We start from the raw sequence: 15,098 nt of genomic DNA on the forward strand, positions 1-15,098 counted from the left end.
GTCGCCTTCAGCCGTCAGAGCGTCCGCAGCCTCGGCGATGGATTTAATGGCCGCAGCGTTGGTGCTGGCGGCATGGGCAGCTTCTGCCAACGTATCGGCCACAGCCGTAGGGGCGTCAGACTTATCGACTTCTTCTTCGTTGGGTTCTTCCAGGTCTTCTTCCATACCTTCGTCAGGCATGCCGCCGGAAGCGCCCATGACAGCATTCACGACCTCTGGTGGCAGCGTCTCTGGAGATTCCGCCATGGCTGCCTGGAGCTCTTCAGGAGAGTCCAGGCCGGCAAACTTGGCCAGAGTGGTGAAGTAAGCCTCATCGTAAACGGCAGCGGTTTTTTGCATGATGTCCGCCTCGTCGTCGGCGCCAGTGAAGGCATCAACCGTCACCGCATACGCATTCTGTTCGATCTGCTGGAGCGCGGCAGTCTTGTTCATCTGTTCCATGCATGACGCCGCGAAGAGTTCGCCGAAGATCTGAGCTTCCTTCTTCAGGGCGGCGGTGTGCTCGTTGATAAATTCATCCGTCACAGCCTTGAGCGTTTCCTTGGCATCGACGACCTGGCTGGACGCTTCTTTCACCTGCTGGGCGGCTGCGGCGACTTCTTCCGCTGTAGAGACCGCGGGTACTGCCTCGACAGCCGGTGCGGAAGGAACGGCTGCGGTCGGGGTGACGGCGGCCTGGGGGGCAAGAACATCTTCAGGAGCCACGACGATCTCTCCGGCCGTTTTCTGCCGGGCCTCTTCGAACTTCCTGAGGAGATCAGCGAGTTTGGGTGTATTTCGGACAGCCACAGGGCTTTTCCTCCGGTATGTTTTCAGGGATGGCAGCCTGATCTGTCAGGCAAGCTGCCTAAATATTGGGAGGAGTCTGGAAAGTCTTTCAGGATAGAGCAGGAGCGAAAAGAAAAAAGGAACTTTTGTGGTATAAGGATATGTCAGTGACTGTGTAGATGACCGGCTCGAAAACAGGCAAGACCTGCAGCTTGTACAACGAAACGCAATGACCAAATGAAACGTGATGTCCCGGAAACATCAAACATCACGGAGATTGGAACATGAGCTGGTACAATCCGAACACCTGGTCTCCCGACGGCAAAGCCATTTTTGTCAATGTCGTGATCGGCGTCGTGATCGCAGGCCTTGAGATCTTGCGTCAATGGCAAGAAGAGCGAGGAGATTTCGATAACGATAACTGAGAGTTGCGGAGGTAGGAACAGACACTGAAAAGGGCGGCATACCCATCAGGTATGCCGCCCTGCTTTTGTGGCAGGATGATTTTTAGCCTAGTGGCGTAGGATGGACATTGTCCCGGGGCGCCGGACGTAAGACGGGCTTTATGTCCTGTAAGACAAAGCCGTTACCAATAGCGGAAAGCCTTTCTTCAGTATGTGGAGCGACGGTGATCAGCTTGAATACTTTGAGCCTGTACTTGACACTTCATTATAATACAAATAAGTAATATTTTGTCACAATACGACAAATCTTGCATTGGTTTTCATGAAAAATCATATGAAATGTTTATCTAGGTAGGACGATATTTCATAATTTTATTCATGCAATAATTTATGAAATATTTTCTGCTTTTTATAACAGCCTATGTTTAAATGAAAACTGCCTTGAGATGTCGTACCACACTATCACAATGAGGAGGCATATGATGTGGACCCAAGTGTACAACCCAACAGGTAACGCCGTATTCTCTGCGTTGCTGGCGGCCATCCCGCTGTTTGCCCTGTTCTACATGCTGGCCGTGCGCCGCTCCAAAGGTCACTATGCAGCGGCCGTAGCCGTGGTCCTGTCAGCAATCCTGTCCGTATTCGTTTGGGGGATGCCCATGGGGACCGCTGCCAGTTCCTTCCTGTATGGGGCAGCTTTCGGCCTGTTCCCCATCGTCTGGATTGTGGTCACGGCTGTGTGGGTCTACAACATGACGGTGGAGTCCGGCGAGTTTGAATACCTTAAGCAATCGCTGGCCAACCTGACGGATGACCGTCGCCTGCAGGCCATCTTCATTGCCTTCGCTTTCGGCGCGTTCCTGGAAGGTACGGCCGGTTTCGGTACGCCTGTGGCCATCACTGCGGCCATGCTGGTGGGGCTCGGCTTCAAGCCCCTGTACGCCGCCGGTGTGTGTCTGATCGCCAACACGGCCCCTGTGGCCTTCGGTGCCATCGGTGTGCCGATTATCGTTGCTGGTCAGGTGTCCGGCGTGTCCGATATGACCATCAGCGCCATCGTGGGCCGTCAGCTTCCCTTCTTGTCCATTATCGTCCCGCTGTGGCTTTGCGTGCTCATGTGCGGCTTTAAGCGTTCCATGGAAGTGCTGCCCGCCATCGCCGTTGCCGGTGTCTGCTTCGCCGGTTCCCAGTTCCTGTTTTCCAACTTCCACGGCCCGACCCTGCCCGACATCATGTCGGCTCTGATTACCATTATCGGCCTGGTCGTGCTGCTGCGCGTGTGGAAGCCCGCTACCACTTGGCGGCTTGAGGGTGAGAGCGATGAGGCCGCCATCAGTGGTGGCGCTCCCATCAGCTTCGGTGTCGTGCTGCGCGCCTGGAGCCCGTACATCATCCTGGCCGTCATGGTCTTCCTGTGGGGCCTGCCGCAGTTTAAAAACCTTCTCAACGCTGTCCCCGGCGCTGTGCTGACCTTCGGCTGGCCCGGTCTTGACGGCATGGTCATGAAGACTACCCCCATCGCCCCGGCCGATACCGTGTACGGTGCCAAGTTCACCCTGAACTGGCTCTCCGCCGGCGGCACGGCCATCCTGCTGGCCGGTGTGTTTTCCGTGCCCCTGATGCCCGGCTACGGTTACGGCAAGGCCATCAGCTGCTTCTTCCGCACTATCTACATGCTCCGTTTCCCCATCCTGACCATCGCCATGATCCTCGGCCTGGCCTATCTGATGAACTACTCGGGCATGAGCTCCACCCTGGGTATCGCCTTCACCCTGACGGGCGGCTTCTTCCCGCTGTTCGCCCCCCTGCTGGGCTGGCTGGGTGTGTTCCTGACCGGTTCTGATACCTCTTCCAACGCCCTGTTCTGCGGCATGCAGCGTAACACTGCCGAAGTGGTGGGCATGTCTCCTGAACTGGCCGTGGCTTCCAACTCTTCCGGCGGCGTCACCGGCAAGATGATCTCTCCCCAGTCCATCAGCGTGGCTACCGCTGCCACCAACATGGTGGGCCAGGAAGGCGATCTGTTCCGTTTCGCTCTGCCCCACAGCCTGGCCATGACCGTCTGCATCTGTATCCTGACTTGGCTGCAGGCTGGTCCGCTGCGCTGGATGCTGCCCTAGTATTGATCCGGCGTGGTCGTTGGCCGCGCGATATCGTATGAACAAGGCCGGTGCTCTTCAAAGAGCACCGGCCTTTCTTTTTTGTTTTTCGACTACGATAGGCTTAAACTGGTTCTCGGCGCCGGATCAGCTTTTCGGTATGCAGGCCGACAGGCCTGAGAAGTCGGCATCGACGATGTACGACTCAGGCTGAGGCGTCTTCAAAAACATGGACATGTACCACGGAAGGTAGGTCACCTTTCCGTCCGTGGAGACATTGTCCATGCAAAACACGATCGCTTCGTCAAACTTCCATTCACTGACGCCGAGGATGTTGTTCAGGGCCGCGTGCCGCCGGTAATCCTTGCCTGATTTGATTTCCACGGGGAGGCACTTCGGGCCGAGCTGCAGGACGAAGTCCAGCTCTCCATATTTCTGTTTGTTGAAGTACCACAGCTTGAAGCCGTTGGCGGCGAAGATTTGGGCAAAGGCGTTCTCAAGAAGGCTTCCCATGTTGATACTCAGGTCGCCATTCAGGATGCTGAACTGGATATTGTCAATCCCGGCGGCGCAAAGCAGACCGGTATCAGCCATGAAGAGTTTGAACAGCGTCCGCTGCTCGTTGAGCCGCAACGGAATGACTGGTTCTGAAACATTGTAGCAGGGGAGGGTCACACCTGCATCACGCAGCCAGACGAAACTGTCTTCGTACCGGACATAGCGTGCCGCTTTGTTTATGGATGCCAGCATGAAGCGCCGGTTTTTGTCATCCAGCTGTGAAGGGATGCTGTCGAAGATGTCTTGGACTTTTGTTTTTTCACGTCCGGCATATTTCGCGATATCGAGCCGGTACAGGCCAAGGATGTCCCGCTGCTGCGAGACGACTTTCTGTATGTCATGACTGGAGACGAACTCCTGGACGACCGCCGGCATGCCTCCGGTCAGAACATAGAGCCTGAACAGGCGGCTCAAGGCCTCGTGCACGCCAGCGGAGACCGGCTTTCTGTCTTCGAAGGAACTGCGGACATGGTCGAGCACGTCTTCAGGTATACCGTTGGCCAGAGCGAATTCTTCCAGATCCATCGGATACATCCTGTGAATCTCTTCGAAACCGACCGGATAGGAATGTGTCTCGCCACTGTTCACACCCAGAAGAGAACCGGATTCGACGTAGTCGAAGCGACCGTCCTCCACGAGAAATTTGATGGCTGTCCTGGCGTCAGGACACTCCTGGATCTCGTCGAAGAAAATCAGTGTTTTTCCAGGAATCAAAGAAACGCCTAGAAGCGCCGTGATGCCCATGATGACGCTTTCCACATCGCGACCCGCCCGAAAAATCTCCTTCGCCTTTGGCAACTCGATGAAATTCAGCTCGACAAAGCATTCGTACTGCTCCTTGCCGAAGCGGCGGATCAGCGATGTTTTGCCTATCTGACGCGCTCCGGTTACGAGCATGGCTTTCTTATTTTTGTTATCCTTCCATTTTAATAGGTTATTGTAAAAACTGCGTGTGAGCACAGGCCTCTCCGTGGGTTTTGTGTGTCGTTTTTTGAGTTTCTTTTCACGGATTTTGTAACGTTTTTTTGGACTGTGCAAGTCGTTTTTGTAACGTTTTTTGAAGATTCGGTAGCGCAGGCAGGCTACGAAAGGAAGCAGTCCAGCGCATTTGTCTTCCGTATGCTTCGTAGACCATTTCTCCAAACAGCGTGTCGAGTGTGAGCAGGTGCTTGGTTTTTCGCGCCTTCGACGCAGATGTTGAAAAAATTACAAAAGATTTTGTCTAGTTGCCTCCATCCAGACAAAAGGAGAATATTTTTTAAGGTATTCAGACGTGAGTTGACCTTCGCAGTAGTATTGAAAATGTCTGGCGCGCATTTCCTTGCTCGCCCCGTCATCAAGCTTGAGTCGGTCAATTGTTTTCTGGATACGGACTTTTTGCTCACCTGGCAGTTCAGGATCAGGAAAAATGTGTCCTGTTACGAGCTCGAGATGGAACCAGCTGTTTTCTACAGAGAAAGGATCAAGGACATCGTCGTAATCGCGTTTTCGGCTATTCATTCGTGAGCAGCTTAGCCGGTAATTCGCCCACTCATAGGCAAGAGCGCTGCTTTTTGATTTTGCGACAAAGTGGTCAACAGTTGCTCCGCCAACGGCAAACTCAAAGAATACAGCGAGGTAAGCACAGTAACCACCGTAGCTGTCGTACAGATCTTTTAGGCATACTAACCAGTACCGTGGAATATCGACTCCTTTCGGTACTGGTCCGTGGATATCGAAGTTCTGGTTCCTCAACCAATCAAGACCTTTCCGCCTTACCTTTTCATCAAAATCATGAGGCTCAGGCTGTTGATCGACATGTATCATCGCAGCCATCCTTTTTTCTCTGCGACATATCGCCAACGAATCCAGAACGGATCGATTTCTGATAATGCGTTGCGCAGAAGGACATCTACCTGTCTGGCTTCAGACATACCAGTATTATCGCAGGATAACAACGCTTTTGCTTTTTCTATGGCGGCCTCAGCCTCCCGTGAGTAACCGGACTTCATGTCAAAAGCATCACTGGTCAGCCAGTTGCATACATTTCCTTGTCGAAAAAAAGTTCTTTCAGTAAGACAGACTTTGTCACCAACAAGATCAATGTCAAACCAGACATCCTGTTTGGCGTCAAAAACGGACTCGACGGATGACATGACAAGCGGCGAGTGAGTAGCCAGTATAAGCTGGACTTCCGCATGCGGCATCAGTCTGTCCATGATGTTCATCAGGGCGGGAATGATCGATCGCTGCCACTTAGGATGCAAGTGTGCCTCAACCTCATCTATAAGGAAAGTCGTCTTATTGGATGGGCGTTCGCCAAGCAGTTTTTTTGCTCTCAAATGCTCTTCCCAGCACCAAACCAGAAAATACGCCAGGGAAACTATCCGCCGCATGCCAGAAGACGCGTGTACTACGGCCACTTCTTGACCATAAGGCATCTTCAGTGTCGGCATGTCTCTCACATCATCAAGGCTGATCCGTGTGAGTTCACCGGGAACGAGCTTTTCTTCATCCGGAGACGAAAGAGCTTCAAGCACGGACTCCAAGTAGGAGAAAGCCGTGCCTTTCTCCTTCTGCCATCCTGCCCAATCCCTGATCAATCCATTGCAGAGCCAAGTCCCGTCTTCCCTCTGGAGACCATCCCAAACTTCTGTTGGGCTAAACACGTAGGCAGCTGGGCGGGCATTCCCATCTTCACCTTTTGACTTCCAGTAATTACGTGCCGGATCCCATACGGCAAAGCTGCCATCCGCCATCGCGTAGAAGACTAGTCCAGGATTGGCGGGGCGTCCCTGTTTTGCCGTCCAGCCCTGCAGACGCGGCATGAACCGGCTTTTGGTCTGCATCGGTTTTGATGCTGCAGAGAACGAAAAGTCTATTTCGGCCTTTCGTGTCTTGTCCGTTGGCAGAGCCATTTTTCCTGCCGTAAGCTTTGGATTGAGTTCGGCCGGCCAGTGTCGTGTCATGGCCCACCAAACGATGTCCAGCAGGAAACTTTTCCCGAGCCCGTTATCACCGGTAAAGAGATTCAGGCGTGGGCCAAAGTCCAGCGACATGCTGGATGCCGGGCCGACATTGGATATGCCAAGATGTGTGATCAAGCCTGAAACTCCTTTGTATATGATGGTACGAAGAGCACTTCCAGCATGCAGAATTCCAGAACCATGTCAACAGTTCAAGGAAGCGGCATGCCAGTCACGCCTGTCTTTTCATCGTCACAGGCGGCACGATACGCCGTCCGAACCGCGGCATGCGAAGCATCTGTGATCCGATCAGTCCACTGCCGATCGTAGTCAGTACCGGATGCTCCTTCACGAAGCGTCCGGCCTTGAGCGCCATGCCGCTGATGCCCGGTTGTTCCGCTTTAACATCTGCCATGTCGCCATAGCGCCACTTGTTGTACATGTAGTCCAGCGCCAGGGCTGGTGGCAGGGCAAGGCCGGCCACCGTGCCGAAGCGTGGCATGCTGCTGGCAGTTTTCTTGAACTTCCAGCTTTCGGTGATGGTCGTCATGGGGATCTCTTCGCAAGACTCTGTGGTCACCTTTTCATCATCCCTGCTCTCCCGCAGGGAAAAAGCGCCGACCGATGCAGCGCCCAACAGTGACGCGGCCATGATCTTTCCGAGTAATGTGGGCTCTCCCAGAGCAGCGGTAATGGCGCCCAGGGCCAGTGCCGAGCCTGCGGCAGTAGGTATGTCCACGGCTCGTGAAGCCACTTCCTGCTGCGCCGTATTGCGAACGAAGTAAAAGTAAGGCGCCGTGACGGCCACATTGCCGTGCTTGTCTTTGACAGTCATGGGGGCGAAGTTCTCCGCGCGCGGGTCAAAGTCCCTGCGGATGCGCTCTGACAGAGTACGGCCATAGTGGATTTGGCCTTCCAGTGGCTGGCCGAAGGCCTCCCCTATTTTTTCCAGAGCCCCTTCCGGAGCCATGCGGGTGAGCATCCGGATGCGCAGCTCAGCCACAGGACGCATGACTTTGATGACGAGCGTACGTTTTACGGGGGAATCGGCATCCCCGGGGCATGGGGCGAATACTCTGTGCAGGAGCGTATCCATCAGTGACGGGCGTTCGCACAACTCGGTGAGGGCTTCCGGCAGCATGGAGAACATGCGCCCCATTTCTCTGTGCGTTGGACAGTGGCCCATAACACGACTGCCGGCGAGCCAGGCGGCGTCGCCGAGACTGACGGGCGCTCCCAGATGATGCATGGCCGAAAGGAACATGGCAGGGCCCACGCCCATGGAAGAAAGCCGCTCGTAGGGCATTTCCGGATATTCCATGTTATGAAATCCGTTGCGTGCAATATGGACCACGGCGCGGATAGACGCATCTGTGTCGGCTGGTATATCAGCCGAAGCATCCGCGTTTTCGGCTTTTGAAACATCGCCCGGCTTTTCCGGTTTCGTATCGGCCACCACGCCCTCGACTTTCTTGATGATGTCCGAGACCTTTTTGAGCGCCGCGAGCTTCTGGGAGATGTCCTCGGCATGCTCACCCAGTTCGGCGGAGGAGACGAGAGTTTCGCCGTCTCCGTATGCACCGCGCAGCGAGGCCCGTTTGTCCAGCATGTGGGCAGTGGGATCGGCAGGCTTGGCCACAATGGATATATCGAAGAATTTGGGATTCGGGTTGAGCGCGTAGACCTGGCGCCCGTCAGGAAGGATCTTCTTCATATTGAAGCGCAGGTGATCGCAGTAATCACGCCGTGTAGGGGCCTTGTTGCCGCAGATGGAGCAAACGTCGTAGGTGACCGTGCAACCCATGGAGACGAACAGGGGCTCGCCGTTCGTGATTTTGCTGACGGTTCCTGCGGCCTCCGGCTTGCTTTTGTCGATGCGCAGGATGAGTTCCACACGATGCATGTCGTCATTGTACCAGGAGAAGACAGGCTTGCCGATCCCCTTGGCGGGATCCTTGTTTACATGCTGCAGGAAGACATTGGCATTGTCGACGAAGTGCTGATGGGTATGCTTGAGGTCTTCTTCCGTGAAAGCATCGCCGTTGTTGTTGCAGCCGTAGTATTCTTTGGCGGACACACCAATCACCCAGAGGTAAGAGTAGCGGGGGTCCTGGGGGATGGTGTCCCAAAATTCCTGGATTTCGGTGGATGCTGTTTGGGACGCTGACTTGATGAGGGACGGGACAAGTTGTGGGTCGATGAGGTTGACCCGGGATTCGCCGGTTTCGGGGACTTCATGCCCGAGGTCGATGATCTTGTACATGTATGGAGGCTCCAGTTTGCACCCAGATGGCCGGGATCCGGCAGGAAGTTGTGGTGATACTGGGAAAGATTGTGGTGTGAGAGAAAAGGGATTTATCAAACGTGATTATAACAAATTCAATAAGATAAATTTCTGAGTTTTTAGGTTGGGGACAAAATATTGCATTTTTCTTGCAGGGGGGGGTGATGTTATAGATTGGAAAAAATATCGGAGGAAAGGCATGGCGGATATAAAGAAATACGAGGAATATTATTCGAATGAATCCTTTATGGACAAGGTTAGTCGGTGTGCTGCCATGGCCGGTAGAGAAGTTTTGCTCAAGGCATTCCAGCTTTATTATGTGCTAGGCAAGCCTGACGTCCCTGTTTGGGCCAAGGGTACGATTATGGGAGCGATTGGGTACTTCATCCTTCCTGCTGATATTGTTCCGGATATTTTGCCGGCAGCTGGCTACGTTGATGATCTTGGGGTACTCGCAGCAGCGCTTATTACAGTTTCCATGTACGTTGACGATGAAGTGACGGCGAATGCTGAGAAGAAAGTTAATCAGCTGCTTGGGTAGTCTGCTCTTATAGTATTTTTTATGAATGTTGATAGCTAATATGGTAAAATAGAAAAATGATATAAGTATGTCATTATTTAGGCAATATGAGTGCATTATTTTTTAGCTTTATAATAATACGTCTGATATGTATGACGAAAAAATGTTGGAGAATAGTTATGTACATAAGGTGTAAAAGATGTGGATATAAAGAGACGATAAATAAAAGATTTTTCTTTAAAATATTAGGAGGGGCTGTTTCTGGATTTGGTTTCTATGCTTGGGTAGCATATATATTTGTTGGGACAGGACTAGCGTTGCCTATATGTTGTGCAATAGTTGCCGGTGGATTAGCAATGGCTGAATTTTCAAATGAAATTGCTGAATGGGTTAGTTTTAGATATGATTGCTCAGATTGTAAGAATCGTGATTGGGAGATTATTAATTGATGTATATGTACGGTTCTCTTAAATAATCATAAAGAGCATGGGAGCGGGCGCTGAACTCAGCCAGACTCGCATCCGTCGCTTTCAGTCCAGCGCCACCTTCACGAACAAACTTGGTCACAAAAGCTGCATAACTAGCTGAAAATACCTGCCCGTGAAATCTCCATCAATTGCGGTCGCGTGAATACTGACTAAACAGCCGAGCCGTTCTGTTATACCTAGTCAAATCTATTTATAACTAGACAAATAGATTCAATGCTAACTTCCTGCTTCATTGAGACCGGTTTCACTTTCTCCGAAAAGAAAGCCAGAGCCTTCCTCTCCACAGGCTTGCACCGTGGAACTCACGGCATTGTTTCTTAAGTTGATGGCAGCATTGACGTCACGATCATGGTATGCTCCGCACTCGGGGCATACCCAGTGACGCACAGACAGAGGCAAGGCTTCCAGCCGGTAACCACAGTCCGAGCATGTTTTGCTGCTGGCGAACCAGCGGTCAGCCACAACAACTGTCCCGCCGTATAGACTGCTTTTATACTCCAGCTGCCGACGGAACTCATAAAAGGCGCCATCTGCTATGGATCTGGATAAACGTCTGTTTTTCAGCATCCCGCGTACATTCAGGCCCTCGATTCCTATGATGGAAAACCTTCTGGCCAGAGATGTCGTAAGCTGATGTAGTCCTTCCTGCCTGATATTGGCGATTCTGGCATGGAGCCTGGCGAGCTTCCGTCGAGCTTTTTCACGATTCTTGGATCCACGTTCTTTTCGCGAAAGGCTTCGTGAGAGTCGCACGAGCCTTTTGACAAGCTTACTGTAAGCTTTCGGTCCCTGTATCACTTCTCCTGTGGAGAGCGTCGCAAGGGCTGATACTCCAAGATCGACACCAACCGCTTCTTGGTTCTCGTTGCGGTGCTGTCGCCTGTCTTCCGTACCCACCGTGATGCTCACAAACCACCTGTCGGCCATGCGGGAAACAGTGGCCGATACGAGCTTCCCGGAAAATCGCAAAGCCTCACGCATCCTGACCCATCCAAGCTTGGGGATCCGTATGCGTGTTCCCTGCACGGCGAACTGATCATTGGAAATGCTGAACCTGTCGTGTACGCCCTTCTTCCTGAACTTCGGATAGGCGGCACGATGCGCGAAAAAGTTCTTGAAGGCTTCTCCCAGCTGGATGATCGCCAGTTGAGGAGCACACTTTGTCACCTCGAGCATCCAGGGGAAGCTTTCTTTTTTGATCTCGTTCAGCTGTTTGCGAAGGGAAAACTGGGAAGGCTTTGGAAGCGTGTTGTCCTCGCGCCATGCCCTGTACTGGATGCCCCATTGTTCAAGAGCCCAGTTATATGCGAACCGGGCAACACCTGCCGCACGCATCATGTACGTTCGCTGATGATTGTTGAGGTCAAGGGCTATCTTGTGGGCCATCAGCACAGGGCATTATCCTCGACTGCTTTTTTGACGTCTTCAAGAAGCTTTTTGTTTTTGTGGGATCGACTGCCGTAAAGTCTGGCGGAAAAGACAGTGATCATCTCCAGGACGTCTTTGGCAAGATCTTCTTCAAAAGAGCATTCTTCCCCTTGGTTGAGGATGACGACTTCAACATTTTTTGCTTCGCAGATGGCGAATACGAGCTCAGCGCCAAATCTGAGCAGCCGGTCTTTATGGGTTATGACGAGCCGTCCGACATTCCCGGAAAGGATGGCATCCAATAGACGGCGCAATCCTTTTTTATGGTAGTTCATTCCTGAACCGAGATCGGAAAGCAGCGTGAAGTTCCAGCCGTGTTGTGCACAGTAGAGCTCGAGTACCCGCTTCTGCCGTTCAAGATCTTCCCGCTGGTCATGGCTGGAGACCCGGGCATAGGCAATGGTCATGCGGGCGGTATCCGCAATTGCCAGCTCAGGCTTGAATTTTGTAATGTCATATCGACGGTGTTTGCCGACTGTACGCTCAGGAACCAGTTTTCCACGCTCTTCCCACCTGCGAAGGGTGGAAATGGACACTCCGAGCAATCGCGCTGCTTCACCTATCGTGTATAATCTACTCATAAAGAGCATATTTACATATTTTTTGACATATTTCAAGTAATCAGTTTAAGCCCCGGCCGCACCCCAATGGACAGGACTGCCGAACACATATCCATCGTAGTTGGCGGCAATGCCAAGGAATTCATTCACACGGTCATCGAAAACGCAAACGCCGCGCTCCACGCATTTGCGGCAGTCGATACAGCCGGAAAGCGGCTTGCACTTCTTGACAGCGGCGGCCACACTGGTGTCGTTCGTAACGTCAAGGTGCACTGCGATCGCAGTTTTTGGGAATCGTCGGACGAGGTCCTCCAGCGTTTCCGGTGTCCTTGCTGTGACAATGACCTGCTTGCCCTGTTCCAGGGCCGTTTCGGCAAGGTTCCTGCCGAAACCTGACGAACATCCTGTGATCAGCCAGGTTGCTTGCATATGCTGTGTTTCCATCCTGATGCTCCGCATAAGTTTGTATTTGTACGGATGCTACCTCACGCTGCTGAAACCGGCTATGCCCATTTGCTCCTGATCATTGAGAGAAAGCATCCGCGCAGATGACTCCAGGCTGTCGCAGGCGAACATCTGGGAAATTTTTTCTTTTTATTAAAAATAGTTTTAATAAAAAATTCCGTCTGGCGCAGGCCAGACGGAATTACTGTTTAAGGCTTTAGCCTGTTGGCAGGCTACCGGTGGTTGCAATTTGAATAAGCCTAGAGGCTGGAAACTGTAGGCATTTGATTGTTATCCGGCATTCAGCGCTGAGACGAATACTGGCGCAGTGCCGTCGATGGATCCATCCGGATGGATCGTGATAGTGAGATGGGAGCGCTCCGTATAGCTATCCTCTCCGCTGCCTTCCGGTCGCGTCCAGGTAGAGTGGCGCACATGGATATCACCGCTGCTCGTGCGGCTTATGTCAAAAGTATATCTGGCGTTGCTGCTATCCAGCGAGTGCCCCACGGCCTGCTCCAAGCGGCGCAGCAGAAAGTTGGAGTTCTGGCTCATGGCTCCGCTCAGAGTTCGCCGTTGCGCCTCTGAGATGCCGGGTGCCAATTGATTCACCTGTGCGTCGAAATCGCGCACAAAATCACGGACACGATCGCCTAGAGCGGCATCGCCTTTCCGGGTTCTCGCCACGATTCACAATATTGCGCAACTCGGTCCAAGCTCTGGCAACCATGTGTTCTCTTGTTTTCATGCTCAGCGTGGTGTTGGCGTTGTTGGCCTGGTGAAACGTGAAGGTGAGCGGGCCGCCATTGAATGCTAGCTGCAATCCGGCGCATTCGGTAAACATTCTGAAATCCGTCTCACGGTTCGCGCCATTATCTCTGTTTTTGGCCGCGAGGGTAATATTATCCAGGCTTTCCAGACGCATAGTCACGTCTATATCCCTGCCTTCATGTTGAGCTGCGTGTATTATTTCATACGGCAGCTGGAAAAGTGCATGGGTTACGCTATCCATCTTGCCGCCGCCACGCCAGTTATGCAGCCCTTCGCACTGGGTCTCCTTTAGTTTTTCCAGCCTGGCTTTGAAAGCGTCAGCAAAATCGCGTGGGTTGTCCGCCGCTGGCGGAAGAGCCTCGCCGCTGAAACATGCCTGCCAGATGGTCGAGCGGGTCAGTGGGCCGCCGTTTTGCAGTTCGCGCATCCTGCCAAGATACAAACTGGAGAAGATAAGGGAGCTATCATCGGTGCCTCCCGCTGCTGTCAGAGCACAGAGGCGGCACTTGTCTTCCAGATTGCCCGGAGTGCGGGACAGAAGTCCTTCCGGCGCAGCAGGACTGCTCTCCCTGGAGAGCATATAGCGTATGCCTCCCACTTTGCCTTGGCTCACGGCCTCAAACATTTCCTCCTCACTGCCAAGGGCAAGACGGCCGGAAAGCAGATCCTTCGCAACAGCGTCCTTGATTTCATGGCGCAAGGCACTCATGTCGCTGCCGGGGGGTAAGGCCGTTTCGTGCATCTGATTAATATATGCATCAATGGCGTTATCCAAATTATGCTCTGTCGGTGCACCGTCTGGCGAAATGCCGGAAATAAAGTTGCTGGTCACGAGTGTAATGTTCCTGGCCTCGGCATCCACCTGCATGATCATGCCGGCAGTAAGCGGTTTGCCTTGCCCCATGGGGCCCTGCAGCCGATCCGAGGCCATCTGAAAAGCCGTGTCGCCGTATTTTTGCTTGATAGAGTCCAGAAAGGCGCTCATGGTTGCCCGGTGCGTGGAGGCCAGGGTGAAAAAGCTGCGAAAACCGCCCACATCTTTCAGGGTGTTTCCGGAAAGTTTCACGGTGCTGTCTGCGGAGTGGGCGCGCTGCGCCGTCTGCACAAAGCTGTTGAGATTGAGATCTATGGCCATATAGCATCCCTGTCGCGTTACGCGGTTAAGTGTTCAGCGTGGGCGTGTGCGGGTCCGATCTTACCTTCAGGCCAGTTTAGGCCCTGATGGCATTCGCAGAAAATAGGTACGCGCAATTCTCATTTTCCGCCGTACCCCCCTGTTTCTCCGTCCCGGGCAAATCCGATGCTTCCTCACACCGCGCATGCCAGTATTCTGCGGTACGCAAAAAATTTGCCACCAAGATTGGGAAGTTTTGCACCGTGAGGGTCTGCATATCTTTAACTATCTGTAATGTAACGAATGTAAGTTCAACATCCAGCGCCAAGGTAGCCCCGCAGGTCTGATGGAACAGGTATTGCCCCTGCAACAGCTTCTGGTAAAAAAGTTCACGCCCCTGCGTGGCACAGTGCCTACGGAAGCGGTCATAAATACCTGTTCCGGGCCTTCAAGGTATTCAATGAGCAAAGGAAATTCACCACAGTCGCAAAAGATCTTGCCATCATCGCCAACTTTGATGGTAGTATTAGCTTTTTCGGCCAGGGCCCGAACAAGTTCCTGAAAGTGTTTTTGCATAGCCTCTCCCAAAATGACAGGGGTTGAACAGGACTTAGTCCTCATCAGTATCGCCAATCATGTTTGCCATGACACGGGTTTTTACGAGCACTTGCAAGCAATATGCCGAAAGGGCAGGAAAAAGCAAGGTAAGGCGGCC

General features: G+C 52.8%; 15 protein-coding genes. 4 read left to right on the forward strand and 11 right to left on the reverse strand.

What is annotated here, in order from left to right; translation table 11 throughout:
* Positions 1–789: hypothetical protein (locus DESPIG_RS13965; RefSeq protein WP_006003661.1), on the reverse strand; the 789-nt coding region annotated here is incomplete at its 3' end.
* 263 nt (positions 790–1,052) lie between these two features.
* Between DESPIG_RS13965 and DESPIG_RS13495 the strand changes: the two genes are divergently transcribed.
* Positions 1,053–1,193: a hypothetical protein gene (locus DESPIG_RS13495; RefSeq protein ID WP_006003664.1), complete on the forward strand. Its 141-nt coding sequence runs from the start codon at positions 1,053–1,055 to the stop codon at positions 1,191–1,193.
* Positions 1,194–1,651: 458 nt separating this feature from the next.
* On the forward strand, positions 1,652–3,292 hold the full coding sequence (locus DESPIG_RS00450; RefSeq protein WP_040368910.1) for an L-lactate permease: 1,641 nt from the start codon (positions 1,652–1,654) through the stop codon (positions 3,290–3,292).
* A 126-nt stretch (positions 3,293–3,418) separates the two neighbouring features.
* Here DESPIG_RS00450 and DESPIG_RS00455 read toward each other — a convergent pair whose 3' ends face one another.
* The 4 genes from DESPIG_RS00455 to DESPIG_RS00470 form a co-directional block, all read right to left on the reverse strand.
* Entirely contained in the window at positions 3,419–4,789 is a 1,371-nt protein-coding gene (locus DESPIG_RS00455) for an ATP-binding protein (protein ID WP_040368911.1), read from the reverse strand.
* 246 nt (positions 4,790–5,035) lie between these two features.
* Positions 5,036–5,635, reverse strand: coding sequence for an HNH endonuclease family protein (locus DESPIG_RS13040; protein WP_006003670.1), 600 nt, complete (start codon positions 5,633–5,635; stop codon positions 5,036–5,038).
* Positions 5,632–6,912: an AAA family ATPase gene (locus tag DESPIG_RS00465; protein WP_040368913.1), complete on the reverse strand. Its 1,281-nt coding sequence runs from the start codon at positions 6,910–6,912 to the stop codon at positions 5,632–5,634. Before DESPIG_RS00465 ends, DESPIG_RS13040 begins: the two co-directional genes overlap by 4 nt.
* 94 nt (positions 6,913–7,006) lie before the next feature.
* Positions 7,007–9,037 (reverse strand): hypothetical protein, encoded by a 2,031-nt coding sequence (locus tag DESPIG_RS00470; RefSeq protein ID WP_006003675.1) that lies wholly within the window; start codon positions 9,035–9,037, stop codon positions 7,007–7,009.
* A 220-nt stretch (positions 9,038–9,257) separates the two neighbouring features.
* Between DESPIG_RS00470 and DESPIG_RS00475 the strand changes: the two genes are divergently transcribed.
* Together DESPIG_RS00475 and DESPIG_RS13045 are read left to right on the forward strand one after the other, a co-directional pair.
* The gene (locus tag DESPIG_RS00475) at positions 9,258–9,599 is read left to right on the forward strand and encodes a YkvA family protein (RefSeq protein WP_006003677.1); all 342 of its coding nucleotides are present in this window, start codon (positions 9,258–9,260) and stop codon (positions 9,597–9,599) included.
* Positions 9,600–9,757: 158 nt separating this feature from the next.
* Entirely contained in the window at positions 9,758–10,027 is a 270-nt protein-coding gene (locus tag DESPIG_RS13045) for a hypothetical protein (protein ID WP_081446782.1), read from the forward strand.
* A gap of 255 nt (positions 10,028–10,282) precedes the next feature.
* Here DESPIG_RS13045 and DESPIG_RS00480 read toward each other — a convergent pair whose 3' ends face one another.
* The 6 genes from DESPIG_RS00480 to DESPIG_RS14505 all read right to left on the reverse strand — a co-directional run bounded on the left by DESPIG_RS00480 (position 10,283) and on the right by DESPIG_RS14505 (position 14,816).
* Complete coding sequence (locus tag DESPIG_RS00480) at positions 10,283–11,452, reverse strand: RNA-guided endonuclease InsQ/TnpB family protein (protein ID WP_006003680.1); 1,170 nt, start codon at positions 11,450–11,452, stop codon at positions 10,283–10,285.
* On the reverse strand, positions 11,452–12,075 hold the full coding sequence (locus tag DESPIG_RS00485) for an IS607 family transposase (protein ID WP_040368952.1): 624 nt from the start codon (positions 12,073–12,075) through the stop codon (positions 11,452–11,454). The genes DESPIG_RS00480 and DESPIG_RS00485 overlap by 1 nt, the downstream gene beginning before the upstream one ends.
* 45 nt (positions 12,076–12,120) lie before the next feature.
* Positions 12,121–12,498 (reverse strand): SDR family NAD(P)-dependent oxidoreductase, encoded by a 378-nt coding sequence (locus DESPIG_RS12640; protein ID WP_211204905.1) that lies wholly within the window; start codon positions 12,496–12,498, stop codon positions 12,121–12,123.
* Positions 12,499–12,789: 291 nt separating this feature from the next.
* Complete coding sequence (locus DESPIG_RS13500) at positions 12,790–13,053, reverse strand: hypothetical protein (protein ID WP_006003686.1); 264 nt, start codon at positions 13,051–13,053, stop codon at positions 12,790–12,792.
* A gap of 82 nt (positions 13,054–13,135) precedes the next feature.
* On the reverse strand, positions 13,136–14,404 hold the full coding sequence (locus DESPIG_RS00495) for a hypothetical protein (RefSeq protein ID WP_006003688.1): 1,269 nt from the start codon (positions 14,402–14,404) through the stop codon (positions 13,136–13,138).
* Positions 14,405–14,480: 76 nt separating this feature from the next.
* A complete protein-coding gene (locus tag DESPIG_RS14505) occupies positions 14,481–14,816 on the reverse strand; it encodes a type III secretion system chaperone (RefSeq protein WP_081446783.1) in 336 nt (111 codons plus the stop codon).
* Positions 14,817–15,098: the final 282 nt, after the last annotated feature.

It is taken from the genome of Desulfovibrio piger ATCC 29098, from assembly GCF_000156375.1.
Taxonomy (GTDB): Bacteria; Desulfobacterota; Desulfovibrionia; order Desulfovibrionales; family Desulfovibrionaceae; genus Desulfovibrio; species Desulfovibrio piger.